The organism is Flavobacterium aquidurense (assembly GCF_002217195.1).
Lineage (GTDB): Bacteria > Bacteroidota > Bacteroidia > Flavobacteriales > Flavobacteriaceae > Flavobacterium > Flavobacterium frigidimaris.
On the sequence record NZ_MUGR01000040.1, the window covers coordinates 1 to 25,950 of the forward strand.

22 protein-coding genes and 1 tRNA gene are annotated in these 25,950 nt (G+C 34.1%); 13 read left to right on the top strand and 10 right to left on the bottom strand.

Annotation, left to right across the window (positions count from 1 at the left end):
- Nucleotides 1–221 precede the first annotated feature (221 nt).
- From B0A67_RS19550 to B0A67_RS19580, 7 genes are all read right to left on the bottom strand, one after another.
- Nucleotides 222–785, bottom strand: coding sequence for a phosphatase PAP2 family protein (locus B0A67_RS19550; protein ID WP_072961063.1), 564 nt, complete (start codon nt 783–785; stop codon nt 222–224).
- Entirely contained in the window at nt 785–1,144 is a 360-nt protein-coding gene (locus B0A67_RS19555; RefSeq protein ID WP_072961067.1) for a Sec-independent protein translocase subunit TatA/TatB, read from the bottom strand. The genes B0A67_RS19550 and B0A67_RS19555 overlap by 1 nt, the downstream gene beginning before the upstream one ends.
- A gap of 275 nt (nt 1,145–1,419) precedes the next feature.
- Nucleotides 1,420–3,663: a M1 family metallopeptidase gene (locus B0A67_RS19560; RefSeq protein WP_072961070.1), complete on the bottom strand. Its 2,244-nt coding sequence runs from the start codon at nt 3,661–3,663 to the stop codon at nt 1,420–1,422.
- A 64-nt stretch (nt 3,664–3,727) separates the two neighbouring features.
- Nucleotides 3,728–4,234, bottom strand: a complete 507-nt coding sequence (locus tag B0A67_RS19565) for a DUF6702 family protein (RefSeq protein WP_072961074.1) — start codon at nt 4,232–4,234, stop codon at nt 3,728–3,730.
- On the bottom strand, nt 4,231–4,983 hold the full coding sequence (locus B0A67_RS19570) for a hypothetical protein (RefSeq protein ID WP_072961078.1): 753 nt from the start codon (nt 4,981–4,983) through the stop codon (nt 4,231–4,233). Before B0A67_RS19570 ends, B0A67_RS19565 begins: the two co-directional genes overlap by 4 nt.
- Complete coding sequence (locus tag B0A67_RS19575) at nt 4,973–5,701, bottom strand: carboxypeptidase-like regulatory domain-containing protein (RefSeq protein WP_072961458.1); 729 nt, start codon at nt 5,699–5,701, stop codon at nt 4,973–4,975. The genes B0A67_RS19570 and B0A67_RS19575 overlap by 11 nt, the downstream gene beginning before the upstream one ends.
- Entirely contained in the window at nt 5,688–6,455 is a 768-nt protein-coding gene (locus B0A67_RS19580) for a carboxypeptidase-like regulatory domain-containing protein (protein WP_072961081.1), read from the bottom strand. The genes B0A67_RS19575 and B0A67_RS19580 overlap by 14 nt, the downstream gene beginning before the upstream one ends.
- Nucleotides 6,456–6,618: 163 nt before the next feature.
- On the opposite strand from B0A67_RS19580, the gene pepE reads away from it, so the two are divergent.
- Nucleotides 6,619–7,326, top strand: a complete 708-nt coding sequence (gene pepE / locus B0A67_RS19585) for a dipeptidase PepE (protein ID WP_072961085.1) — start codon at nt 6,619–6,621, stop codon at nt 7,324–7,326.
- Between the two features lie 150 nt (nt 7,327–7,476).
- Here the strand turns inward: pepE and B0A67_RS19590 are convergent.
- Nucleotides 7,477–7,549 (bottom strand) — tRNA-Gly (locus tag B0A67_RS19590).
- A 136-nt stretch (nt 7,550–7,685) separates the two neighbouring features.
- Between B0A67_RS19590 and B0A67_RS19595 the strand changes: the two genes are divergently transcribed.
- Together B0A67_RS19595 and B0A67_RS19600 are read left to right on the top strand one after the other, a co-directional pair.
- Nucleotides 7,686–8,123, top strand: coding sequence for a GNAT family N-acetyltransferase (locus tag B0A67_RS19595; protein ID WP_072961088.1), 438 nt, complete (start codon nt 7,686–7,688; stop codon nt 8,121–8,123).
- A 1-nt stretch (nt 8,124) separates the two neighbouring features.
- A complete protein-coding gene (locus tag B0A67_RS19600; protein ID WP_072961092.1) occupies nt 8,125–9,711 on the top strand; it encodes a L,D-transpeptidase family protein in 1,587 nt (528 codons plus the stop codon).
- Here the strand turns inward: B0A67_RS19600 and B0A67_RS19605 are convergent.
- Nucleotides 9,700–10,422, bottom strand: coding sequence for a murein L,D-transpeptidase catalytic domain family protein (locus B0A67_RS19605; RefSeq protein ID WP_072961097.1), 723 nt, complete (start codon nt 10,420–10,422; stop codon nt 9,700–9,702). The two genes, B0A67_RS19600 and B0A67_RS19605, sit on opposite strands and share 12 nt — an antisense overlap.
- A gap of 541 nt (nt 10,423–10,963) precedes the next feature.
- On the opposite strand from B0A67_RS19605, the gene gpmI reads away from it, so the two are divergent.
- The 5 genes from gpmI (at nt 10,964) to B0A67_RS19630 (ending at nt 17,692) form a co-directional block, all read left to right on the top strand.
- A complete protein-coding gene (gene gpmI, locus B0A67_RS19610) occupies nt 10,964–12,481 on the top strand; it encodes a 2,3-bisphosphoglycerate-independent phosphoglycerate mutase (protein WP_072961100.1) in 1,518 nt (505 codons plus the stop codon).
- A gap of 124 nt (nt 12,482–12,605) precedes the next feature.
- Entirely contained in the window at nt 12,606–13,277 is a 672-nt protein-coding gene (locus tag B0A67_RS19615; RefSeq protein WP_072961117.1) for a TetR/AcrR family transcriptional regulator, read from the top strand.
- Between the two features lie 15 nt (nt 13,278–13,292).
- A complete protein-coding gene (locus B0A67_RS19620; RefSeq protein ID WP_072961119.1) occupies nt 13,293–14,954 on the top strand; it encodes a peptidase domain-containing ABC transporter in 1,662 nt (553 codons plus the stop codon).
- A 3-nt stretch (nt 14,955–14,957) separates the two neighbouring features.
- Nucleotides 14,958–16,304, top strand: coding sequence for an HlyD family secretion protein (locus B0A67_RS19625; protein WP_072961122.1), 1,347 nt, complete (start codon nt 14,958–14,960; stop codon nt 16,302–16,304).
- On the top strand, nt 16,304–17,692 hold the full coding sequence (locus B0A67_RS19630) for a TolC family protein (RefSeq protein WP_072961124.1): 1,389 nt from the start codon (nt 16,304–16,306) through the stop codon (nt 17,690–17,692). The genes B0A67_RS19625 and B0A67_RS19630 overlap by 1 nt, the downstream gene beginning before the upstream one ends.
- 122 nt (nt 17,693–17,814) lie before the next feature.
- On the opposite strand, the gene B0A67_RS19635 is transcribed toward B0A67_RS19630, so the two are convergent.
- A complete protein-coding gene (locus B0A67_RS19635; RefSeq protein ID WP_072961126.1) occupies nt 17,815–19,071 on the bottom strand; it encodes a DUF445 domain-containing protein in 1,257 nt (418 codons plus the stop codon).
- Between the two features lie 353 nt (nt 19,072–19,424).
- Here B0A67_RS19635 and map point away from each other — a divergent pair, with 353 nt between their 5' ends.
- The 5 genes from map (at nt 19,425) to B0A67_RS19660 (ending at nt 25,920) form a co-directional block, all read left to right on the top strand.
- Nucleotides 19,425–20,243 carry a type I methionyl aminopeptidase gene (gene map, locus B0A67_RS19640; RefSeq protein ID WP_072961129.1) on the top strand — a complete coding sequence of 273 codons (819 nt, stop codon included), beginning with the start codon at nt 19,425–19,427 and terminating at the stop codon, nt 20,241–20,243.
- A gap of 68 nt (nt 20,244–20,311) precedes the next feature.
- Entirely contained in the window at nt 20,312–20,716 is a 405-nt protein-coding gene (locus tag B0A67_RS19645) for a GxxExxY protein (RefSeq protein ID WP_065452129.1), read from the top strand.
- Between the two features lie 40 nt (nt 20,717–20,756).
- Entirely contained in the window at nt 20,757–21,530 is a 774-nt protein-coding gene (locus B0A67_RS19650; RefSeq protein WP_072961131.1) for a class I SAM-dependent methyltransferase, read from the top strand.
- A gap of 129 nt (nt 21,531–21,659) precedes the next feature.
- Nucleotides 21,660–24,575 carry a DEAD/DEAH box helicase gene (locus B0A67_RS19655; protein ID WP_072961461.1) on the top strand — a complete coding sequence of 972 codons (2,916 nt, stop codon included), beginning with the start codon at nt 21,660–21,662 and terminating at the stop codon, nt 24,573–24,575.
- An 82-nt stretch (nt 24,576–24,657) separates the two neighbouring features.
- Nucleotides 24,658–25,920: a type IX secretion system plug protein gene (locus B0A67_RS19660; RefSeq protein WP_072961464.1), complete on the top strand. Its 1,263-nt coding sequence runs from the start codon at nt 24,658–24,660 to the stop codon at nt 25,918–25,920.
- Nucleotides 25,921–25,950: the final 30 nt, after the last annotated feature.

The window sequence follows — 25,950 nt, forward strand, 5'->3', positions numbered from 1 at the left end:
AAAAGGCTTTAGCCAAAACACATAATGTTTTGGCTAAAGCCTTTTTCTCTGCCGCAATTTTCTATTCCTTCCACTAAAGTTGGAGGCAATTCAAAAACGGATATAGAATTATACTTTATTTTAAAAATGAGTATCATAGCCCAGATAGAAGCGGTATCCTTTTTTTGGCTTCTTTAGCCAGAAAAAGATACAAGCGGATAGCTGGAAATAGCTCCTGAAAATTAACCCGGAAAATATTGTGGTTTAAGTTTTTTATATACAAGATAAAGCAATGATCCAAAAAGTGCTCCGAAGAAATAACCTGTAAGAATGTCTCCCGGATAGTGCAATCCTAAATAAATGCGACTATAAGCAAAAATTAACGGCCATAAAAACAGAAATCCTAAATATTTGAAATGACGTTTTAGAACCAGAAATAAAAAGGTAGCTACCGCCATTGTATTAGCTGCATGCCCGGAGAAAAAACTGTATGATTGCCTGGATTGCACCACACGGATAATCGTATTTATATCAGGACTGTTACAAGGTCGCAAACGCTTGAAGGTATATTTGCACAAATTGGTTGTCTGATCTGTAAAAGCGATTAAAACCGCAATAAACAGTAATAAATACAAGGTTTGCTTACCTCCTATTTTTTTATAAATAAGATAAAACAACAGTATAAAAAATGGAGTCCAATACAACTGATTGGTAATAATAAGCCATAATTTATCGTATGTTTCAGAACCTAAACCGTTAAGATATACTAAGAGACTTGTGTCTAATTCTTTTATTTTTTCGAGCATTACATCTGGCGTTTTACAGGTCCTGAGATAGAATCAATATCTTCTTTTACTTTGTCTATTTCTGTAGCCGTATCACCTAACAAATTTGAAGTCAAATTATTAGAATCTCCTAAGATATTCGTTTTAGCATCATTAATCTGAGCATTGATATTGCCTGTAATACTATTCAATGAATTGGAATCAAGACCGTTTGCTTCAGCTCCTTTTTGAATTTCGCTTTTAATATCGTTGGTTGCATTTTTTAATTGCGCCATCGCTTTACCCATCGTACGGGCAATTTCCGGCACTTTGTCTGAACCAAAAAGCATTAGTACTATAAACAGTATAAAAACTAATTCTCCTCCTCCTATACCAAACATATCTTTTATTTTTGTGTGTTACAAAGATATTAAATTTTGCAAGTGACAACTTTAAAATTTCCTTAAAAAAAAGACCCTGTTAAGCTACTATCTTATGGACACAAATATTACAAATCAATTATAAATACCAATTTCAAGAATTTGCACAAATTTTATTTGCGTTAATCTAGTCGGTGAAATTAATTTCACCAACTAACTAGTGATAATTCGTGAAATTTGTGTTTGTTTTATACATATGTTCCAAAAAAAAAGACTCTTTTCAGAGTCTTGATATATTATTGATCAAATTTTGATTTCACTTCAACTTTTGGCCAGGAGTTATTGGTTACATCAATATCTGCCGTCATTAATTTTGGATCTATCTGAATGCTTTTTATCGCTTTTGAAGTGGCATACACTTTCTTGGCTGTATCATTATTTTTTCTCCAGATTTGAGCCGGATATTGGTAATTGTCTTTTGTTCCGTCTTCATAAGTGATTTCAACAATAATCGGCATGATCATTCCGCCGGGCTTATTGAACTCTACTTCGTAAAAATACTTAGGCGATTTTAGAGCCGCTTTTTCCTCAGCTGTAAAAGTCTGATTAACGTAATCAGCCAAAGGTTTTACATCTTCTACCTGTAATGGCTTTTTCTTAGAGGCATTCACTTCGGCATTATCTCCGGCAACTAAATATACGAATGGTCCTTTCTCGAAACCAAAACGTCCTTTTCTTACTTTTACGTCTTTAATATCAGCTGTTGGAGTATCAGAAACATAATATTGTTTCACATCTTTGATTCCTATATCTACAAAATCAGTTGAATAAAACCACCCTCTAAAAAACCAGTCTAAATCTACCGCCGAAGCATCTTCCATAGTTCTAAAGAAATCTTCCGGAGTCGGGTGTTTGAATTTCCATCTGTTAGCGTATGTTTTAAAAGCATAATCAAACAATTCTCTTCCCATAACTACTTCTCTCAAAATATTAAGACCTGTAGCAGGTTTTCCGTAAGCATTGTTTCCAAACTGGTGAATCGTTTCAGAATTTGACATAATAGGCTCTAAAAACTTCTGGTCTCCGCTCATATAAGGAACAATGTTTTTTGCAGGACCTCGTCTTGAAGGGAAATTCGGGTCTAATTCCTGCTCTGCCAGATATTCTAAAAACGAATTCAAACCTTCGTCCATCCAGCTCCATTGACGCTCATCTGAGTTCACAATCATTGGAAAGAAATTATGTCCTACTTCGTGAATTACAACACCAATCATTCCGTTTTTAATTTCTTTGCTCGTCACTCCATTTTCGTCAGGACGACCAAAATTCCAACAAATCATCGGATATTCCATTCCCTGATCCTCAGCAGAAACAGATACTGCTTTTGGATAAGGATAATCAAAAGTACGGGCTGAATAACTTCTTAAAGTATGCGCCACTGTCATGGTTGAAGTTTCTCCCCAAAGCGGATTTGCTTCTTTTGGATAAACGGATTCAGCCATCACCACTCTGTTTCCAATCTTTACCGCCATGGCATCGTAAATGAATTTTCTTGAAGAAGCAATTCCGAAATCACGTACATTTTTAGCACTAAATTTCCATGTTTTTTTCTTCTCAGAAAAACCTTTTTCAGCTGCCTCAGCCTCGGCTTGCGTTACAATTACGACAGGTTTGTCAAATGATTTTTGAGCCTGTTCGTAACGTTTTACCTGGTCCGGCGTAAAAACTTCACTTCTGTTTGTCAGTTCACCTGTTGCATCGATGACGTGATCTGCGGGAACTGTAATATTTACATCAAAATTACCAAACGGCAATGCAAATTCTCCACTTCCCCAGAATTGCATATTTTGCCATCCTTCAACATCGTTATAAACGGCCATTCTTGGATAAAACTGAGCGATTACATATAATTTATTTCCGTCTTTCTCAAACAATTCATAACCAGAACGTCCGCCGCCTTCTTTTCTGTAGTTATTAACATTGTACCACCATTTTATAGCCATTGCAATTTTTTCTCCCGGCTTTAACGGAGTAACCAAATTAATACGCATCATAGTTTCGTTGATTGTATATGACATTGGATTTCCTTTTGCATCCTTGACATATTCAATATTAAAACCACGCTCTAAATCTTTTTTCAAATATTTACTTGAAAAGCCTTCCAGAGGAAAAACCTGATTGATTTTTTCACTTTCAGCCAATGATGTCTGAGTCTTTGCTTTTGCCTGATTTTGATCCAACTGAATCCACAGATAATCCAGACTATCCGGTGAATTGTTTGAATATGTGATTACTTCAGAACCATTTATTTTTGAATTTTTATCATCTAATTCAATATCGATTTTATAATCTGCCTGTTGTTGGTAATATGCCGGCCCGGGAGCTCCAGATGCCGTACGAAACATATTGGGCGTTGCTAACAAATCATACATTTGACTGAATTTGTTCGTATCGTATTTCCCTTGCTGTTTTGGCGCAACTGTTTTCTCCTGAGCGATTAACATCGCAGGAAAAATCAATAATAATGAAAGTTTTTTCATATTTTATAATGGTAATTTGTCAGGTTGTGAAAATAATAATTAAAACAATAATTTTACCTATTATTTAATACTTTAACACTTCTTTTCTTGAAGATTCTGTAAAGAGAACACTCCTTTTAGTTCCAAATGCAGTAATATGTGTAATATTTTGCTGCTCAGCATTCCAATCGACCAAAATAGTATTTGAAATTTCGATTGTTTTAAATTTGCTGACATCTGATATCCGGGAATAACAAACCAAAACATCGCCTGCCTCTACTTCTTTAGATAAAAAAGTAATGGATCTTGACTGGCCGTTTATTTTGATAGTAAAATTTTCAGCGAGATATTTCTTCAGCAAATCAACATCGGCCTGAGTTTCTTTATCAGTGCCTACAAATGTTTTTTGATGGTATTTCTTTTCCATTCCATTATTCAAATCGTCGATAAAGATTCGGGCAGTGATTTGAATCATTTTTTTCTCAGCGGCATAATTGACCTGAAAAACACCCATATAAAATTTATGGAATGAAAAAGCAGAAAGCGATAAAAATAATATCCCTATTAGAGGATAGATTACTCTATTTTTCATTTTCCGGAAACATTCACTTTTTTGAATTCTTTATTTTTAGTAATTAAAAAATCCATCAGTTCAAATTTTTGATCAGGATCAAGATGTCTCTTTGATTCCGGATCATTCGAGCAATACATCAGAAACAATTCGATTTCATCGTCTTGCAAACCTAATGTAGTGGTAAAAAAATCAGGTTTGAAATTTGCTCTTGAATATTCTATAAAGGCCAAATCTGATATGGTCTCTTCTTTTACTTCATCATTTTTAGACAGTAATTTTTTAACATCTTTAAAAATTCTCACAAAATCAGTTCCGTATTTAATGGTCTGATCAGAATACATTGCGATATTTTTGGCTGTAGACTGCTGATCATCTTCAAACTGCATGTCTACAATTTTTTGTGAACCGCCGCCAAGCGCTTTTACTTTAAGATCTTTGTGCACCAAAACCTCTTTTAATTCATTGCTTACCAAATTAAGAGTAACTGCAAAAAGAACTTCTGCACAATCTTTCTCTGTTAAAACAATCTTTTTTGACTGAAATGCCAATCCTGAAAACAACAAAGTGTCTTTGGGTTTTGCCATAATATCAAACAATCCTTTTGAACCGATAAAAGTCCTGATGTTTGCGTTTACATTTAGTACATAACCACTTTCGATTGCCAGAGTATTATTTATTGCCTGACCGTGTAAAGGCTTCCTTCCATTTTGCCCAAGTACAATTTGACAAAATAAGCACACAACGAGTATTCCTAGTTTATTTTTCATTTTCGAGAATTGTTAGATATTTCCTTGCTAAATCTGTTATTAAAAACATACTCATTGTTTTGTTCTTAGTATCCAAAGATACAGCAAATTCAGTATTATCTACACAATATAATTGAAATCCTTTGATATCTGCTACCGGAATATTCAATCTGTCTGTATAATATTTCTCATCAAAAAGGTATTCTATTTTTCGAAAAAGCATCTCTTTTTTCTCGACATTTACTTCTTTTTTAAGCATTGCTGTTCGTCCGGAAATTTTATTAAGTAACTTATCTACAGAAGTTGACGTCGCTGTATAAACTTTTCTTTCAGCCGGTGTATACTTTTTTTGACCATACGGAATTATACCTAAATTTTCAGCCGTAATATTTGCATTTTCGTTTATGATGACCTCTTTCAATTCTACTTCTTTAGCGCTCATTTTGATCACAATAGCACTTGCATTTATGTCTTCAATTGTAATCCGGCGTTTAACAGGTTCTAAATTTACCGCCGAAAAAACAAGCACATCGCCTTCTTTTACAACAATAGAAAACACACCACTAACATCTGAAACAGCCGTAACCTGTGTGGTATTATTGATAATATTTACGCCTTCGACATTAGATGATTGTTCAAAAATTTGTCCCGTAATTTGCTTTGAAGCAGTATTTTGTCCAAAACAAACCTGAACAACAAGCAGAAGAAAGACTACCTGTAAAGTGTTATTTATTTTCACGTGCAATTATTTCTTTATATTTCACTGCCAATTCTGCCAGCAAAAACTCTGTCGAGGTTTTATTTTTTGAATTTAAAATCACAGTAAACTTATCATTTTCGACTGCATAATACTCAAATCCTTTTACATATTCTAAAGGAATTTGCAATCGGTCAAGAAAATGATCCAGCGTAAACATGCGCTCTAAAAGCTTCATGAAGAACTCTTTTTTCTCGACCGCAACTTCTTTTTTAAGCATTGCCGTACGTCCTGAAAACATATTAAGCAAAGGATCTGCAGAAATTGAACCTCCCGCCATAGACCCTGCATTTGCAGAAGCATTTAAGTCTGTAGCAGTACGTAATTTTCTCTCCGCCTCCGTGTATGATTTTTGTCCACTTGGAATAATTCCTAACGAAACGGCATTAATACCGCTGTAATTCTTAATAACAACTTCCTGCAATTGATGCATCACCATGTTTAATCGTACAGAGAAATTGATATCCAAAAAATCCTCAGGTGTCAGCAGTACTTTGTTTTCTTTAAATTGTATCGACGAGAAAACAAGTGTTTCTCCCGGTTTTGCCGCGATCGAAAAAGCTCCGGAAGCATCTGTTGTTGTCATAACTTCTGTCTGAGCATTGACCACATAGACACCTTCTAGATAAGAAGCGCTCGAGGTTATGCGCCCGTTTATCACAGTACCATCCTGACTTTGAGACCAGACAGCCTGACTCAAAAAAACAATCAAAAAACATACAACTTTATCAATCAAAATGGCAAAAATTTAGTTTTGTTCTTAAAAATGTAAAAATATCTTAATGCACTCCAAATTTAGTATTAATGACTTGGTAAAAATATGTTAATTAAACGCTGTTTAACTTCTCTAAAAACGGAGTTTTTAATATCTTTAACCTACACAATCTGAGTTTAATTTTATGAAAAGCATTATCATCGCCAGCACTTCTACCCTTCATGAAGGCAGCTATTTAGAATATCTATTACCAACTTTGCAATTGCACTTTAAAAACTGCAAAAGCATCTTGTTTATTCCTTTTGCCCGACCAAGCGGTATCTCACATGATGATTACACCCAAAAAGTGGCACAAGCATTTTTTGCAATAAATATTAATGTAAAAGGAATTCATGAATTTGAAAATGCAGCAGACGCCATAAAAAATGCCGAAGGAATATTTACCGGCGGAGGAAACACTTTTTTACTGGTTACCCAATTATATAAGCACAACATTATGCAGCTCCTTTCGGAAACCGTAAAAAACGGAATACCGTATTTAGGAACAAGCGCAGGAAGTAATATTTGCGGCTTGTCTATGCAGACGACTAATGACATGCCAATAATTTACCCTCCAAGTTTCCAGACATTAGGATTAATTCCTTTTAATCTGAATCCACATTATCTAGATCCCGACACACAATCTAAACACATGGGAGAAACAAGAGAAACGAGAATCAAGGAATTTCATGCTTTTAATTCTATTCCTGTATTAGGACTAAGAGAAGGAAGCTGGCTTGAAGTAAAAGGAGACAAAATCACTTTAAAAGGAAATTTATCCGCTCGTTTGTTTTTACAAAATCAAAACCCTGAGGAATTAGAAACAGAAAGTGATTTGAGTAATCTAAAATAAAATTCCAATATTTTTAAAAACCAAATTCCAAGTTTAAAAACAATCACCCAAAAGATTTAGGATTTGGAATTTGGGTTTTAAAAATATGAGAATTTAGAAAATTGACCTAAAAGAAAAAATCCCCAAACAAATTGTTTGAGGATCTTGAAGAGCGAAAGACGAGGCTCGAACTCGCGACAACCAGCTTGGAAGGCTGGAGCTCTACCAACTGAGCTACTTTCGCATTACCGTGGTGCAAATATAAAAAATAAGTCAAGTTAAAAACAAGCTTTTTTGCAAAAAAAATCAATAAAAATCAACAATAATTTATAACCTATTTAAAACTAAAAAGTTATAGAATCATTTATTTTTCAAAAATCATGAATATTATTAAAGAAATACCATCAAAAGAAACATATATCGTCCGCCAGCCAATTCTTAGAAAAGGAAAACCTCTGGAAAGTTGCCAATTTGAAGGCGATGATCTTGAAACGACACATCACTTCGGATTATTTGATAATGAAAATTTAACAGGAATTATTTCGCTATTCAGTAAAATCAATCCTATCTTTGCCGAAAAAAATCAAGCACAGATTCGAGGGATGGCAGTTTTAGAAACGCATCAGAAAAAGGGATTTGGCGAAAATTTAGTTAAACATTGCGAAACCTACTGCAATGCCAACAAAATTGATTTGATTTGGTTTAACGCCAGAACTACGGCTGTAGGTTTTTATAGAAAAATGAATTACCAACCCCTGGGTGAGCCATTTGAAATTAAAGACGTTGGTGAACACTATCTAATGTTTAAAAATTTATAGAATGAAGAAACTTTACTTCTTATTGGTAATATGCATTTTTATTGGCTGTAAAAAGGAAACACCCAAAATTATTCCTGCTGTGGTAAAAAGAGCCGCACCGGCAATCATACTTACTGATGAAAGAAAAGTACAAATAGATACTGCCCTTCTAAGCACTTTTAAGAGCGAAACACTCAAACAATTTTATAATTCATCTGAAAACACAACCGTTTGGGGCAATCTCAAAAAGAGAACTTATGTTTTATCCCAACTATCAAAAGCAGAAGAACTAGGTTTAAATCCGGAAGATTATAAGGCCTCAAAACTAAAAAAATTCGAAGAAAAGATCAACAATCTAACAGATGCTGATCTTGCAACTTATGATATATTACTGACTTATAATTTCGAAAAATACCTGAACCATCTTTATAAAGGAAAACTAAATCCTAAAAATCTATACCGAGACTGGGATCTGGACGAAAAAACATTTGATGTTAACGACGTTCTTATAAAAGGTTTTAATAAAAACAAACTAGACAGTGTTGTTGAGAACATTCAGTCAAAAGCATATACTTACAAACAACTTTTAAAAGCGCTTGAAATCATCAACACCTTCCCGGATGACAACATCAAAACTATTGAATCTGCAGAAAAAATAACATTACGAGACACTAATTCAGCTTTAATAAACATAAAAAAAAGACTGCTGTATTGGCAAGATATGACTGGAAAAGACAGCCTGACACAAATTTACAATCAAAAAACATTTGAATCTGTTAAGAAATTTCAGGAAAGACATGGCTTGGCTTCGGACGGTGTTATTGGCATTGGAACGATAAATGCTTTAAACTATTCTAAAGAAAAAAGGAAACAACAAATTATTGCCAATCTGGAACGTTGGAGATGGTACACCAATGAGTTAGCCGAAAATTACTTTATTATCAACATCCCTGATTACAGTTTAAATGTTGTTGAAGGGCAGGATACTACTTTGGTTCGTAACATTGTAGTTGGAACAAGCAAAAGAAAAACACCTATTATAACATCGACGTTGCGAACAGTTGTTTTTAACCCAACATGGACAGTTCCGCCTACAATACTAAAAGAAGACGTTGTTCCGGCCATGAAAAGAAACCGAAACTATCTGGCCAATAAAAATATCACCATATATGATACTGCCGGAAAAGTGGTCGATCCGAATTCATGGAATGAAAACAAACCCGGAAATTATCGTTATGTTCAAAGTCCAGGCTACAATAACGCATTGGGATTAATGAAAATTCTGTTCCCGAACAACCACAGCGTTTATTTGCACGATACCAATCATCGTAACAACTTTGGAAGAAGCAATCGATCCTTAAGCTCAGGATGTGTTCGTGTTGAAAATCCATTAGAACTGGCAGAACACATTTTAGATGATTCTGAAAAATGGTCAAAAGACAGGATTGATACTATAATTGCTTCAAAGAAAACGACAAGCATCAAAATCACAAAAAAATACGCACTGTACCAATGGTACTGGACAGCCTGGAGCAAAAAAAATCAGCTCATTTTCAGAGCTGATATTTATAATCTTGATTCGGATTTGTATGCTAAATTAAGAAATTAATTTTTCTTCCATCGCAAAACTTCTTGACGGATGGTAGATATACAAACACGACTTATTTTTTATAGTTTCAATTATTTCATCCGTCAATTCAACCGGAATCGCAGGACATCCTAGGCTTCTGCCTAAACGTTTATTGTTTCTGATAAAAGAATCCGAAACATAATCAGCACCATGTATCACCACTGCTCTTTCGCGGGCATGATCATTAACACCTCTTTCTAATCCGTCTAAACGTAAAGAAGCTCCATGTTTTCCCTGATAGATTTCTCCCGTTGCATAAAATCCTAAACTGCTTTTAAAAGATGAATTTGAATTTGAAAAATCCGATGCAAATTCTTCTCCGGTATTTTTTCCGTGAGCAACTAAAGAATTAAACAAAATTGTATTTGTGGCTAAGTCGATTACCCAAAGACGTTTTGTGTTTGATGACAAACTAAAGTCAATAAGCGTCAGGATATCTTTTTGAACAACTCCTTTTTCTTTAAGTAAATAAAATCCTTTCAGGGCTTCAGAAAAAGTTCTTAACTCAGGCAAATTAAAATTTTTAGAATTTAACGTATGATAAATACTTTCAATTTTTGATTCGACAGTAAGTTTTTCAACTTTCGCAATGCTTTTTGTTGCAGCCTTTTTAATTTCGGGAGTGTTATTTGAATCTTTACCAAAAGATAATAGCAAAAACACCAACAGTGGATAAATTTTGTAAATCATTGAATTTCTTTAGGTTAATAATAAAATTTGGGTAAGGCAAAAGTATAAAAAAAATATACTTATCAAAATATATGTCTGTAAATCAGGCCTTTTTTGTTTAAACTTTAACAAAACCCAAGTAATAAATTAGCATTTGGACTAAAAAACAAATAATTTTGTAAGATTTTTACTTATTGCCAAAATCTAAACGTTTTGAGCCTTTTTCTTAAAGAAAACACAACAAATACTAATTATTACAACAAAAAATACAATAATTCAAAAACACAGTATGCTAACGATAAAAACTCTAATTTTATTATAAATGACACCAATAAAATTTATTCTTATCTCATTTAAGCTCTTTTTTGCAAATACCAACAGACAATAACTGACCTTAAAACAAGCTTAGAAAGTTAGCGTGTGCTGAATTAATTTTAAAAAATAAAGACTTCTTTAGCTAATTTATTATTTTTTAATACAGTTCATTTTATTAAACATAATTGTCGCAAATGCATCCTTTCAAATTTTAGAAATGACTTATCTTTGTAAAAAACTAAAAATGATGAACAAAAAAGTAATACTTATGATTTTAGACGGTTGGGGAAAATCTCCTGACCCTAAAGTATCTGCAATAGACAACGCAAACGTTCCTTTTATAAACAGTCTTTATCAAAATTACCCAAGCGCACAACTTAGAACTGACGGATTAAATGTTGGTTTACCTGAAGGTCAAATGGGAAACAGTGAAGTTGGGCACATGAATCTTGGTGCCGGAAGAATCGTCTATCAGGATTTAGCCAAAATAAACTTAGCGGTAGCACACCAGACACTTGCCAAAGAACAAGTACTTGTTGACGCTTTTACCTATGCTAAAGAAAACAATAAAAAAGTACACTTTTTAGGATTAGTTTCAGACGGAGGAGTTCACTCTCATACGTCTCACTTACGCGGACTAATTGATGCATCACAGGAATATGGTTTAGAGAATGTTTTTGTTCACGCTTTTACTGACGGACGTGATGTTGACCCGAAATCCGGTGCAAAATACATTCAGGATTTAGAAGAACACATTAAAGATACTCCTGTAAAAATCGCTTCGATCATTGGCCGTTACTATGCTATGGACCGTGACAAACGTTGGGAACGTGTAAAACTAGCTTATGACCTGGTTGTTAACGCAATTGGAACACCATCTAAAAATGCCGTTGCCAGTATTCTGGACAGCTACGCGAATCATATTACTGACGAATTTATTGCTCCGATTGTAATGGTTGACGAAGAAGAAAAACCATTAGCAACAATTGTAGAAGGTGATGTTGTAATCTTCTTTAATTTTAGAACTGACAGAGGCCGTGAACTTACAGAAGCGCTTTCGCAACAAGATTTTCACGAGCAGAACATGCACAAACTAAACCTATATTATGTAACACTTACGAATTACGACGAAACGTATAAAAACGTAAAAGTAGTTTACAATAAAGATAATATTACTGAAACACTTGGTGAGGTTTTAGAAAAAGCCGGTAAAAAACAAATTCGTATTGCCGAAACTGAGAAATATCCGCACGTTACGTTTTTCTTCTCCGGCGGTAGAGAAACTCCTTTTGAGGGCGAATCACGTATCTTAAGAAACTCTCCTAAAGTAGCGACCTATGATTTACAACCGGAAATGAGTGCTTTTGAACTTACAGCTGCTCTTGTTCCTGAACTAAACAAAGGCGAAGTTGATTTTGTTTGTCTGAATTTTGCCAATGGAGACATGGTGGGACATACAGGTATCATGAGCGCTGCAATTCTTGCCTGCGAAGCGGTTGACGCTTGCGTAAAACAAGTTATCGAAGCAGCTCTTGCCAACGATTATACTACAATTGTAATTGCCGATCACGGAAATTGCGAAACAATGATTAATCCTGACGGAAGTCCGAATACAGCACACACAACAAACCCGGTGCCGATTATCTTAGTTGACAAAGAATTAAAAAACATCCAGAATGGTGTTCTAGGTGATATCGCTCCTACTATCTTAGAATTAATGGGAGTTCAGCAACCAAATGCAATGACTTGTCATTCATTGTTGTAGAAAACTCTTTTCAATACAAAAAAGCTGCTCTAAATATTTAGGGCAGCTTTTTTTTTGCATAAATAAGAGTCAAAATTTCTTTATTGATAGTAATACTATTATATTTGCATTTAAAGTAATTGTTATGGAAATTATACTATCAAATATAAAAATGCAGGTAAACGAAAAGATTTATGTAAAAGATCCGGAAACATCTGCATTGGGAAAAAAAATAATTGAGCAAAGTATTCTCCTTATCGACGCTATTGGTTTTGACAATTTTACCTTTAAAAAATTAGGAGAAAAAATAGGGTCAAACGAGAGTTCTATTTATCGTTATTTCGAAAACAAACACAAATTATTAGTATATTTATCTTCATGGTATTGGAGCTGGATGGAATACAAACTTGTTTTTACCACCACTAATATTACAGACAAAAAAGAAAAGCTCAGGAAAGCCATTACTATCGTTACCGAAAAAATAACGAATGATGTCTCAGCAGACCATATCAACGAAGCAATTTTGAATAAAATAATAATTGCAGAATTCACAAAAACGCTTCATACAAAAGAAGTTGACCAGGAAAACAAAGAAGGTTTTTTTCTAATCTATAAAAGGGTTATCAACAGGGTTGTTGCTATTGTAAAGGAAGTAAATCCTGAATATCCGTTTGCAAAATCATTAGTTTCAACGATTGTTGAAGGAAGCCTGCATCAACATTTTCTAACGGATCATTTAAAAACAATTACAGATTGCAATGAAAATGTTACAACGACTCAATTTTACTTAAATCTTGCAGAAAACGTTTTACGCTAATTACAAATACAAACTATGACTCCATTAAAACGATTTTACAATTTACTTGAACTGGATAAAAAAGACATTTACCAAATCTTATTTTACGCCATTTTTGCCGGATTAATAAGTCTTTCGCTTCCGTTGGGAATTCAGGCCATCATTACTTTTATACAGTCCGGAAGAGTAAGCGCATCCTGGATTGTACTGATTATACTGGTTGTTGCCGGGGTTGCACTTGTTGGCGTTTTGTCTTTGATGCAATTGCGAATTACAGAAAACTTACAGCAAAAGATATTTGTGAGGGCTTCGTTTGAATTCGCCGCCCGTTTGCCAAAAATAAAATCAGAAGAATTATACGGTACTTATCCGCCGGAACTGACCAATCGTTTTTTTGATACGATGATCATTCAAAAAGGGACTTCAAAGTTATTAACTGATTTTTCTGCTGCTTTACTGCAAATTACGTTTGGAATTATTTTACTCTCTTTATATCATCCCTTTTTTATTGTCTTTGGTCTTTTATTGTTTTTGCTTCTGTACTTCATTTTTAGATTTTCGTATAAAACAGGATTGGAAACCAGTCTGAAAGAATCAAAATTCAAATATAAAGTTGCCAGCTGGCTGCAGGAAATGGCGCGTAATAATTTTAGTTTCAGAAATGAATTAAACTATGATTTTGCTCTTCAGAAAAACAACTCAATAGTAACCGGTTACCTGAATTATCGCGAGAAACATTTTAGCGTTATCAAAAGGCAGTTTATACAATTGATCATTTTTAAAGTTATCATTACAGCAAGCTTACTGTCTATTGGAGGCTATCTTGTATTGAGTCAGGAAATGAATATTGGACAATTTGTTGCTGCAGAAATTATTATTTTACTTGTCATTAATTCTGTCGAAAAGATCATTATCGGACTTGAAAGTTTCTATGACGTTCTGACTTCGGTTGAAAAGATAGGTCAGGTAACTGATTTAGAATTAGAAGAAAATTCAGATTCACAAAACGAGCTTTGCTACAACAACATTACTTTAGAAACTGAAAATTTAAAATTCAAATTTCCCGATTCGCAAATCAATGCTTTAGATTCTATCTCTCTTAAAATAGAACAAGGCGAAAAAATTGTAATTGACGGTCAGAATGGTTCCGGAAAAACAACTCTTATCCGGGTATTGTCCGGTTTATTAAAACAAAGTTCAGGTGCTTTTTATATTAATGATGATACTTTTAGAAAAATAAACCTAAAACAATACCGCTCACAAATTGGCAGTATTATTCATAACGAAACGCCTTTTGAAGGCACTATTCTTGAAAACATCACTTTTAATGATCCTGCGATCAGTACCGAAGATTTAAAATGGGCAATTGACGGCGTTCAGCTTAGTCCGTTAATCAAATTGCTGCCAAAAGGTTTAAATACACATATTTATCCTGAAGGAAGACAGTTATCTTCTTCTAATGCCCAAAAAATTCTATTGGCCAGAAGTATAATACACAGACCAAAAGTGCTGTTTTACGAAGATCCAACAGACACTATGGATGAAAATGTTGCGAATGAGATTATTGATTTTATCACGTCTGATAAAAACAAATGGACGATTATTGTTTCTTCTAAAAATCCTTACTGGAAAACAAAATCGACCCGACAAATAACGATGCAAAACGGCCTTATTATACTGGATCAAAAAAAACAATAAGTCATGCTAAACATATCTGACAACAAAACAAGATTACAGCCACTTGATCGATACACGACGATAAAAAACCTGAGTAACAGGCCTCATTATAAAATTTTGAATAAAATAATAATAGGCACTTCGATCTTAGGAATAATTGCTCTTTTCCTGCCGTGGACACAAAATATTTCCGGATCAGGATCTGTAACAACTTTAAAACCTAACCAAAGGCCACAATCGATTCAGAGTGTTATCTCCGGCCGAATCGAAAAATGGTTTGTACAGGAAGGTGATTTCGTAAAAAAAGGAGATACTATTTTGTTTATTTCTGAGATAAAAGAAGATTACATGGATCCTAATCTGGTCGCCAATACCAAAAGCCAGGTCGAAGCAAAAAAGAACTCTTTAGAATCCTATGATGATAAAGTACAAACGCTGTCAAGCCAGATTCAATCTATAGAAAATGAGAAAAAGCTAAAGCTCGAACAGGCAAGAAACAAAGTCAAACAATCGCTCTTGAAAATAAAAAGTGACAGTATTGATCTTGTTGCCGCAAGAACACAGCTGAAGATTGCCAACACACAATACAATCGTTCTGTACAATTAAACAAAGAAGGGCTAAAACCCCTTACTGATGTTGAAGAGAAACGCCTGAAACTACAAGATGTTGATGCCAAAATTATCACACAGGAAAACAAATATCTGACAAGCAAAAACGAATATATCAACGCGAAGGTTGAGATTAACCGAATTTCTGCTGAATATGCTGAAAAAGCGGCGAAAGCAAAAAGTGACCAATTTACAACACTGAGCAATAAATTTGATACTGAAGCCCAAGTCAGCAAATTAGAAAACCAATATACCAATTACAGTCTTAGAAATGGTATGTATTACATCAGAGCAGTGCAAGACGGCTACATCAACAGGGCTTTGCAGGCAGGTTTAGGCGAAACAATAAAAGAAGGAACTCCAATTGTGACTATAATGCCTTCTCATTATGATATTGCAGTTGAAACCTTTATCAATCCAATCGATTTGCCTTTGATAAAAAAGGGGGAAAAAATACGTATTTGGTTCGATGGCTGGCCAACAATTGTATTTTCAGGATGGCCGGACATGTCGTACGGAACGTTTGGAGGAAAAGTTGTTGCGATAGAAAACTTTATTAGCCCTAACGGCAAATACAGAATTCTGGTTGCTCCTGATCCGGACGAAACAAAATGGCCAAAACAATTGAGTATTGGTTCCGGTGCCCAAACTATTGCATTACTAGATACCGTACCAATTTGGTTTGAAATCTGGAGAACCCTAAACGGATTCCCTCCTAATTATTATAAAAGCGGTGAAAAAGAAACTAAAGAGAAAAAATAATGAAACAGATACTTATAGCTTTTCTTTTTTTGAGCTGCACTGTTTTTGGCCAACAGCAATTCTCAAAGGAACTTACTTATAATGAGTTTCTTGGATATGTAAAAAAATACCATCCTTTGGTTAAAAACGCTAATTTAGAAATAAGCAAAGCACAAGCCAATCTGATGATGGCAAGAGGTGGTTTTGACCCAAAAATTGAAGTAGATTTCAGCAAGAAACAATTTAAAGACAAGGAATATTATTCTATTCTAAACAGCAGTTTCAAAATACCAACATGGTACGGAATTGAACTGAAAGCAGGATTCGATAATAATGAAGGGGTTTATCTTAATCCGGAAAATACAACGCCAAATCAGGGATTGACTTCATTTGGAATCAGCGTTCCGGTTGGTCAGGGCTTATTCATTAACCAAAGAATGGCCGATATCAGAATGGCGAAAATTCAGATAAAACTCAGCCAATCCGAAAGAAAACTGGAAGCCGTTAGCGTTTTGTATGATGCCTCACTTGCCTATTTTAACTGGAAGAAGAATTTTGAGGAAATGAAACTTTATGAAACGTACAACAGCAATGCTGAAATACGTCTAGAAGGAATCAAATCTTTAATCGTTCAGGGTGACAAACCGGCCATCGACAGTATTGAAGCCGGCATTATCGTAAAGAACAGGGCATTAAGCCTCGAAGATTCTAAACTAAAACTGGCAAAAGCAAAACTCGAATTGTCCAATTTTATGTGGCTGGACAACAACATCCCGTTAGAAATTTCAGATGAACTTGTGCCGGAAGCTGCTCTGGAATCTACCTTGCAGGAAACCCTGAAAACAAACGATCTGCTGCAAAGGGATTTTAGCCTTGAAACACATCCAAAGCTAAATGCACTTCAGAATAAAATCGAGATTCTAACGGTAGAAAAAGACCTGAAACAAAATATGTTATTGCCAAAAATAAATATAGGTTACTCGTATTTATCTGAGCCAAGTTATATTGACAATTATCGCTTTGACGATTATAAAATTGGACTGGAATTTTATTTCCCTCTATTTCTGAGAAAAGAACGCGGAAGTTTAAAACTGGCAAAATATAAACTTCAGGAAAATCAGTTTGCTCTGGCGGTGGAAAAAACACAATTGACCAATAAAATAAGCGCACAGAAAATAGAAATCATTTCGCTTGTCAAACAAAAAAAACTGGCCAAAGATCTGGTAGAAAATAACATCACTATGCTGAATTCTGAAGAACGTTTGTTCTCTTTTGGCGAAAGCTCTTTGTTCCTGATCAATACTCGTGAGAATAATTTAGTAAGTGCAAAACTGGCTGCTATTGCTCTCGAAAACAGATTTTATATCTCCAATTCAGAGCTTTTCAAAATCATGGCAAATCCTGATTAAGATTTCAATGCATAAGTGATACAAGTTCATTTAAATTTCAATGTAATTTATATGCATTAACATAAAACATACACTGCTTTGCACCTGTACTAAAATGAACTTATATCACCTATATAGTAAACTTAAATCACAAAATAATGATACGTCCATTCGACGGCGTAGATCACAAGACCGATAAGTCCTCCAACCAGAGTTCCGTTGATTCTGATATATTGAAGATCCTTCCCTATTTCTAATTCTAATTTTTCAGAAACCTCTTTGCCATCCCAACTTTTTACGGTTGAAGAAATCAAATCTCCAATCACTTCTTTATTATTTAAGAGAATAGAAAGCAAATCATTTTTGATGAAATTATTGATTTTATCAATCATCACAGCATCTTCTTTGATTCCGTTTCCGAAGCTTTGAACCAAACCGGAAATACTTTTCTTAATCGACGATTCATCGCCTTTGTCCAGATCATTAGAAATAGACAGTTTTATTTCATCCCAGATTCCGTTAATATAATCCTGAACTTCTTTTTTGCCCGCGAAACCAAGAATCATAGTATTGATTTTGATTCTCATCTCTTCGGAATTTTTTATTTTATTTAGAAAATCATTGATATACTCGTCTATTTTAAGCCGGATTGTGCTTTCAGGATTTTTAGCTTCGTTCAAAAAATCATACAGACCATTAAAAACACCTTCTGAAATACTTTTATCAGCCAGACCAAAACTCAAAAACGGTGTTGATTGTTTTACTTTTTTACGAATCAGATCTTTATTATTGCTCAATTCTTTGGCCATTACTTCCAGTAAATTGGTAAGCAACTGATCTTTAAATTGTCCTTTCTGCAAAGGTTCCAAAGCCAGCGCAACCCAATCTCCAAAATTAATTCCTTCCAGTTTTTCTTTGAACTGTACCTGAATGAACCTTTTAATATCTTCATCTTTTATGGTTCTTAAAACTCCCGGAATGACATTCACTGCAACCAAATTGGCAATTTTATCTGCATTTTCTTCCTGCGACAACCAGTCGGAGGCTTTTGCAGCAAAGTTGAATTCTTCCAGTTTTATTTCTAATTTCTCACGATTCAAAAATTCTTCTGACACAAAATTTCCGAGGTTTTCTCCAATCTCATTTTTCTTGGTCGGGATAATTGCCGTATGCCAAATGGGAATTCCTAACGGATGACGAAACAAGGCAACAACAGCAAACCAATCGGCAATTCCGCCTACCATTGCTGCTTCACTAAATGCCTGCAACATGGGAATTTTGAAATAAATAGCTATTATAAAAAGAAGCACCGCAAAGCCTAAAAGCGCCAAAGCACTTCTTTTCATTTTATTCAGTGCTTTTTTCTTGGTTATATTTTCCTGATCTATAGACGTTTCCATAATGAATTAGTTTTTAACTATTACTAATTTACGGTTTTTCTGTTAGATAGTGTTCAATAGCCTTGAGTTTGTAAAAAATCAAAACAGGTATGGAATAAAAAAAGTTTGCCACGAATTCACGAATTTTTCTTTATAAAATTTGTGCTTAAATATCAAATTCATAATCAGAACAAAACGAACACAAACCCAGTAAATGCAATATTTCAACTCAATCTGATTGGTGCCATTCGTGAAATTCGTGGCGAAAACTTTAAGTGAATATAATTTGTGCTAATTCGTAAAATTAGCGGCAAAAATTTTTAAATAAAAAATAATATTAAAATCGTACTTTTGCGAACTGAAAATCCGAAATTATGATTATTGTAAAATCACGTGAAGAAATCGAATTAATGCGCGAAAGTGCTTTGATCGTATCTAAAACATTAGGAATGATTGCTTCTGAAATTAAAGAAGGAGTTACCACATTATATTTAGACAAATTAGCTGAGGAATTTATCCGTGATCACGGTGCTGTTCCAAGTTTTTTGGGATTATATGATTTCCCGAATTCGCTTTGTATGAGTCCAAACTCACAAGTGGTACACGGAATACCAAATAATACGCCTCTAAAAAGCGGTGATGTTATCTCGGTAGATTGCGGTGCATTCAAAAATGGATATCACGGTGATCACGCCTACAGTTTTGAAATTGGAGAGGTTGCTCCTGAAGTAAAAAAATTATTGCAGGTAACTAAAGAATCTCTTTACGTAGGAATCAGAGAATTTAAAGCCGGAAACCGCGTTGAAGATGTTGGAAATGCAATTCAGAAATATACTGAATCTCATGGTTACGGAGTGGTTCGTGAATTGGTGGGTCATGGTTTAGGGCAAAAAATGCACGAAGAACCTGAAATGCCAAACTACGGAAAACGTGGACGCGGAAAACTTTTCATCGAAGGAATGGTAGTGGCGATTGAGCCAATGATTAACCTTGGAACAAGAAACATCAAACAACATAAAGACGGCTGGACAATTACAACTGCCGACGGAAAAGCAAGTGCACATTTTGAGCACGATGTAGCGTTGATAGATGGAAAACCAGAAATTTTATCTACTTTCCAATACATCTACAAAGCTTTAGGAATCGAAAGCAATGAAGAAGATGAATTCAGAAAAGTGCCGTTGGTTTTATAAGGATTCCACAGAGATTCACAAAGTTATACGCCAAGATTCACAAAAGTTATTTATAAGCCTTTTTTATAATGTATGAAGAAAACACCGAATCTCGTGATCGGCTAGATGCCATTACATATAAAATAATTGGACTTGCAATTGAAGTACACAAACAACTTGGACCCGGTTTATTAGAATCCGCTTATCAGGAATGTTTGTACTACGAAATTGTGAATTCTGGTCTTATTGTTGAAAAGCAAAAAGCCTTACCAATAATTTATAAAGATATCAAACTTGATCATGGATATAGAATTGATTTACTGATTGAAAATAAAATTGTAATTGAATTAAAAACTGTTGAAGCTTTTACAGATGTTCATTTTGCTCAAATACTTACTTATTTAAAACTTGGAAACTATCCATTAGGATTATTAATTAATTTTGATTCAAAAATTTTAAAAAACAACATAAAAAGATTTATAAACACTCTGTGAAACTCCGTGTCTCCTTTGTGTAACTCTGCTAAACAACCCCATGAAGAAACTTTTTAAACTCGTACTTAATACAATTCCGCGTCCATTATTAATTCGATTGAGTTATGTGGCCCGACCAATTTTGGCATTTTCATTAAAAGGAACAAAATATACTGATCCTATTGATGGCAGAAGTTTTAAATCGTTTTTGCCTTACGGATACGGAAAACAACGTAACAATGTGCTTTCACCAAGTACACTTTCGTTAGAAAGACACCGTTTACTTTGGTTGTATCTGAACGATCAGACTGATTTTTTTACAGCACCCAAAAAAGTATTGCATTTTGCTCCCGAGCAGGCTTTTTATAAAAGATTCCGCAAGCAAAAGAATCTGGATTACACGACTACCGATTTATTTTCGCCTTTGGCAGATGTAAAAGCTGATATTTGTAATTTACCTTTCAAGGATAACGAATACGATGTGATTTTGTGCAATCACGTTCTGGAGCATATTCCGGATGACACAAAAGCAATGCAGGAATTATTTCGTGTATTAAAACCCGGAGGAATGGCGATTCTTCAAATTCCACAAGATTTATCACGCGCTGTAACTTTTGCTGATGATACTATTACAGATCAAAAAGAACGCGCAAGAATATTTGGTCAGTACGATCACGTTCGTATTTATGGCCGTGATTATTTTGATAAATTAAGAAGCATTGGCTTTATCGTAATCGAAGAAGATTATACCCATAAAATAGCACCGGAACTGGTAGAAAAATATTGTTTGGCAAAAGGAGAAATCATTCCACTTTGTTTCAAACCGGAAAACTAAATCATTCGAAATTTTTCACCCTATAAGTGATATAAGTTCATTTAAAAAAGTTTTCAGAATAGCAGTATTTTGAAAACTTTTTTAGTTTATACCACTTCCCAAATTACAACCCAACCTAATCGCCTTATCTTGGATCTTTCAAATTCATTTCAATTTTGTTTTGATATCAGTTTTGAAAAAAATCTGAATCATTATATTCCAACTGCCTACATCGTTGAGAATACCGATGACATTAAATACTTAAATAAAAAAGCCACTACGGATGTACTGGAAAGTTTCGGAATTATTTTTGAAAATTTAGATTCCGGCACAAAAAAAATACTGACGGTTTGCGAATCTCTAAAGCCTGACTTTATTTTCAAAAAATTCAGCGCAAAAATCAAATCCGCCAAAACCATTGCTGATCTGCAAAAAGATTCCAAAATTGAATTTGCCATTCGTCAGCATTTGCAACTAAACCTAAGCTCTTTTTACACTTTGATTGTAAAAGAGCAATTTCCGCTATCTATTGATATGGGAATTGAAAAGGATTTTTATCGCTCCAGAGTAACTACGAATCTTCTCGATTTTGAACCTCAAATTGAATTCAACAAACACGAGGAAGGAATTACCTATACGCTGTCTTTAAAAGAAAATGAAACTACTTTTCTACCCATGAATAATAGTATCACCATACTTTTGGACGAGCCGGGCTGGTTAATTATCGATAAAAAATTAGGACAGTTAAAAGATCTCAACGCTAAAAAGCTTTCACCTTTTATAACAAAAAAATCAATCGAAATACCTTCAAAATTAGTTGATACTTATTTTAAAAACTTCATTCCGGAAATAGCAAAAAAAATTGATATCGAAGCAACAGGTTTTGAAATTGAACTTCGTGATACCATAATTTCTCAAACGCTTCAGCCTGTTTACGATTTCTTTAAAAACTGTTATTACCTCAATCTTTATTTTGACTATAATGGATATTCATTTGATGCCACAAAAACTAAAAAAACACACTCGTTTGTTGATTTCAGCATTGCCAATGAACCCAAAATAATTCAGTTCAAACGAAATGCTGACGAAGCTTTATATACAGATAAATTACTCGGAATTGGTTTAACAAAAATAAAAAATGAATTATTTGGACGAAATTCCGATGCAGAAATCCATGATCCCTATACCAATATCCAATTTGTTATTGATCATAAAGAAGAGCTGGAAAATCTGGGTTTTACAATTCAGAATCTGAGACTGGAAAGCAAAGAAATCATCACAGAAAACCATACCATTTCAGCTTCAAAAGAAGAAACAAAAGAAGAAACAAAAGAAGATTGGTTCGATATTAAAATAATCATTTCGATTGGTACTTATAAGATCAATTTCAGCGAAATGATACCTAATATAAAAAGCAAGGAAAGACTCTTTTTACTGCCTGACGGAAACTATTTTCTGATTCCGTTAGAATGGTTGAGCAAATACAGCTCGCTGGCCAAATTATCCAAAACAGAGAATGGCAACCTGCTTTTACGCAAAAGCAATTTTGCCGCTCTGGATGCGATTCCGGAGATCAAAACAGATGTCATTCACAAAGCAGAATATGCTTCTTCTGATTTGCTTAAAGCAACTTTGAGACCGTATCAAATTGATGGTGTAAAATGGCTATTAGGTCATTTCAACTCCAATTTAGGGGCTTGTCTTGCTGATGACATGGGACTTGGAAAGACATTGCAGACCTTAGCGGTTTTGGTTGCTGTACAGGAACAATTAGGATTTACTACTAAAACTACGAATTTTGATTTGTTTCAGAACGAAACAACCATCGAAAGAGAACCGCTAAAAACACTGATTGTTTTACCCTCTTCATTGGTTTTTAACTGGTACAACGAAGCTATAAAATTTACCCCGCATTTTTCGAAAATGCAATATATTGGCAACGATAGAAAATTATTACAGCACAGATTAGAATCTACTGATTTGATTTTTACGAGCTACAGTATCGTTCATCGTGACATTTCGATTTTAGAAAAATACAATTTCCGTTATTTAATTCTGGACGAAAGTCAATACATTAAAAACAAAAATTCTAAAATTTTTAAAGCAATAAATAAAATAAATACGGCTCATAAAATGGCTTTGAGTGGTACGCCCATCGAAAATTCACTGGACGATTTATGGTCGCAAATGCAATTTATAAATCCTGATATCTTGGGGAGTTATACTTTTTTTGCAGAAAATTTTAAAATTCCGATTGAGAAAAAGCAGGACGAAAATAGTTTGTCTGAATTAAAAAACCTCATCCAGCCTTATATCCTGAGACGAACAAAAGAACAGGTTTTAAAGGATTTACCGGAATTAACAGAGCAGATTTATTATTGTAATATGGATCCTGAACAGGAGAAACTGTATGAAAAAGAAAAATCAAAAGCCCGCAACTTTTTACTAAAAACAGACGGATCCGGTCCTGACAAAATCAGTATTATCAACACACTGATGAAGTTAAGACAACTGAGCAATCATCCAAAAATGATAGATCAGGAGTCAGAAATTGATTCAGGGAAATATATTGCGGTTACCAATTATCTTGAAAATCTGGTAAAAGGAAAACAAAAAACGATCATTTTCAGCTCATTTGTTACTAATCTGAATTTTTACTCTGATTGGTGCAAGGCAAACAAAATAGATTTTTGTGAGATTACTGGCGAAACTCCTGCCCATAAAAGAGAGCAACAGGTAAAACTGTTTCAGGAAAAAGAAAATCCTTTGCTGTTTTTTATTTCACTCAAAGCAGGTGGCGTTGGTTTGAATATTACGAAAGCTTCATATGTTTTATTCTTAGATCCTTGGTGGAATCCTTTTGCGGAGAAGCAAGGTGTAGGCCGCGCACACCGAATAGGGCAATTAAATAAAGTAAATGTGATTCGTTTTATTTCGAAAAATACGGTAGAGGAAAAAATAATCAAACTGCAGGAAAACAAAAAATTATTATCGGATTCTCTTTTAGAAGAAAGTTATATTAATGATGAAATCGAAGTTAATCTGGAATACATTCTGGGTTCTTAATAAGTTGTTTCCGGAACCAATAAAATGACATCCTGCTACGTTACATAAAATTGTTATATTTACAATCTTACAACATAATATGATGCCAAAATTTTTATTTAGAAATCTTCTGTTTATTTTATTTTTTGCTTCAGCAGCAGCACAGGAAACACAAATCGAGATTAATCCTCCATATAATATCAAGACAGTTTCCTTTGTTCAAAACGGCAATAATGTGGTTCCTATATTTGAATTAGGCGATACATTTTCCTTTCAATTTGATGACTTATTTGGCAATGAGGCCAATTATTATTTTGAAGTAATTCATTGTGATTATAACTGGAAACCAACTGATATTCCGAAAACGGATTATATAAGTGGTTTCGACAATCAAAGAATTACAGATTATGTAAACTCCTTTAATACGCTTCAGGTTTATTCTCATTACCGACTTTCTTTTCCGAACCAGTTTACATCACAATTGCGTATTTCCGGAAATTATATGCTTAGGATTCTCAATGAAGACAAAGAAGTCGTTTTATCAAGAAAATTCATTTTATACGAAAACCATGCAACCGTTGCGGCCCAGGTCAAAAGAAGCCGTGATGTCACGAATATAGATTACAAACAAAACCTTGACTTTTCGATACTATCAAACGATATTGTTTTTCAGACTCCAATACAGAACGTAAAAATTGTATTGCTGCAAAATGGTAATTTTAATACTGCTATTAAAAATGTTCCTCCGCAATACACGATCGGCAATCAATTGGTTTATAAATATGATAAGGAAACACAATTCTGGGGCGGAAATGAATTTTTATATTTCGAAAATAAAGACATTCGCGCCGCAAGCAATAATGTAGGCAGAGTGGGCGCGAACAATGACATTTATAATGCTTACTTATATACGAATCAGGCAAGAGGAAACCAAATATATTCTGTTTATCAGGATGTAAACGGTAATTTTGTGGTTAAAAATATCAATGCTTCCAATAACGAAATCGAAGCTGATTATGCCTGGGTTTACTTTAGTCTTTGGGCTCCTGTTTTCAGATCCTCAACAAAAGATATTTATATTACCGGAATGTTTAATAACTATAGTTTGTCTCCGGAATACAAAATGGAGTACAATACTGAGAAAGGGATTTATGAAAAAGCGGTAATGATCAAACAAGGTTTCACTAATTTTCAATATACAATTGCGGATAAAAAAGGGGTGATTGATTATCAAAATGCCATTGACGGAAACTTTTATCAAACTGAAAATGAATACACCATCTTAGTTTATTACAAAGAAAGCACCGATCGCTATCAGAGAGTTATAGGAAAAGGAAATGCGAACTCTATAAACATCATAAATTAAAACATTGTTAAGGTTTTAGATCGAAAGATT

Excerpts from the sequence above, each read along its gene's own strand:
- pepE (WP_072961085.1), top strand. The coding sequence starts at position 6,619 with ATGAAAAGCATTATCATCGCCAGCACTTCTACCCTTCATGAAGGCAGC.
- B0A67_RS19570 (WP_072961078.1), bottom strand. The coding sequence starts at position 4,983 with ATGAAAAATAAACTAGGAATACTCGTTGTGTGCTTATTTTGTCAAATT.
- B0A67_RS19625 (WP_072961122.1), top strand. The coding sequence starts at position 14,958 with ATGCTAAACATATCTGACAACAAAACAAGATTACAGCCACTTGATCGA.
- B0A67_RS19565 (WP_072961074.1), bottom strand. The coding sequence starts at position 4,234 with ATGAAAAATAGAGTAATCTATCCTCTAATAGGGATATTATTTTTATCG.
- B0A67_RS19635 (WP_072961126.1), bottom strand. The coding sequence starts at position 19,071 with ATGGAAACGTCTATAGATCAGGAAAATATAACCAAGAAAAAAGCACTG.
- B0A67_RS19600 (WP_072961092.1), top strand. The coding sequence starts at position 8,125 with ATGAAGAAACTTTACTTCTTATTGGTAATATGCATTTTTATTGGCTGT.
- B0A67_RS19560 (WP_072961070.1), bottom strand. The coding sequence starts at position 3,663 with ATGAAAAAACTTTCATTATTATTGATTTTTCCTGCGATGTTAATCGCT.
- B0A67_RS19615 (WP_072961117.1), top strand. The coding sequence starts at position 12,606 with ATGGAAATTATACTATCAAATATAAAAATGCAGGTAAACGAAAAGATT.
- gpmI (WP_072961100.1), top strand. The coding sequence starts at position 10,964 with ATGAACAAAAAAGTAATACTTATGATTTTAGACGGTTGGGGAAAATCT.
- B0A67_RS19645 (WP_065452129.1), top strand. The coding sequence starts at position 20,312 with ATGTATGAAGAAAACACCGAATCTCGTGATCGGCTAGATGCCATTACA.
- B0A67_RS19550 (WP_072961063.1), bottom strand. The coding sequence starts at position 785 with ATGCTCGAAAAAATAAAAGAATTAGACACAAGTCTCTTAGTATATCTT.
- map (WP_072961129.1), top strand. The coding sequence starts at position 19,425 with ATGATTATTGTAAAATCACGTGAAGAAATCGAATTAATGCGCGAAAGT.
- B0A67_RS19660 (WP_072961464.1), top strand. The coding sequence starts at position 24,658 with ATGCCAAAATTTTTATTTAGAAATCTTCTGTTTATTTTATTTTTTGCT.
- B0A67_RS19650 (WP_072961131.1), top strand. The coding sequence starts at position 20,757 with ATGAAGAAACTTTTTAAACTCGTACTTAATACAATTCCGCGTCCATTA.
- B0A67_RS19630 (WP_072961124.1), top strand. The coding sequence starts at position 16,304 with ATGAAACAGATACTTATAGCTTTTCTTTTTTTGAGCTGCACTGTTTTT.
- B0A67_RS19595 (WP_072961088.1), top strand. The coding sequence starts at position 7,686 with ATGAATATTATTAAAGAAATACCATCAAAAGAAACATATATCGTCCGC.
- B0A67_RS19555 (WP_072961067.1), bottom strand. The coding sequence starts at position 1,144 with ATGTTTGGTATAGGAGGAGGAGAATTAGTTTTTATACTGTTTATAGTA.
- B0A67_RS19620 (WP_072961119.1), top strand. The coding sequence starts at position 13,293 with ATGACTCCATTAAAACGATTTTACAATTTACTTGAACTGGATAAAAAA.
- B0A67_RS19605 (WP_072961097.1), bottom strand. The coding sequence starts at position 10,422 with ATGATTTACAAAATTTATCCACTGTTGGTGTTTTTGCTATTATCTTTT.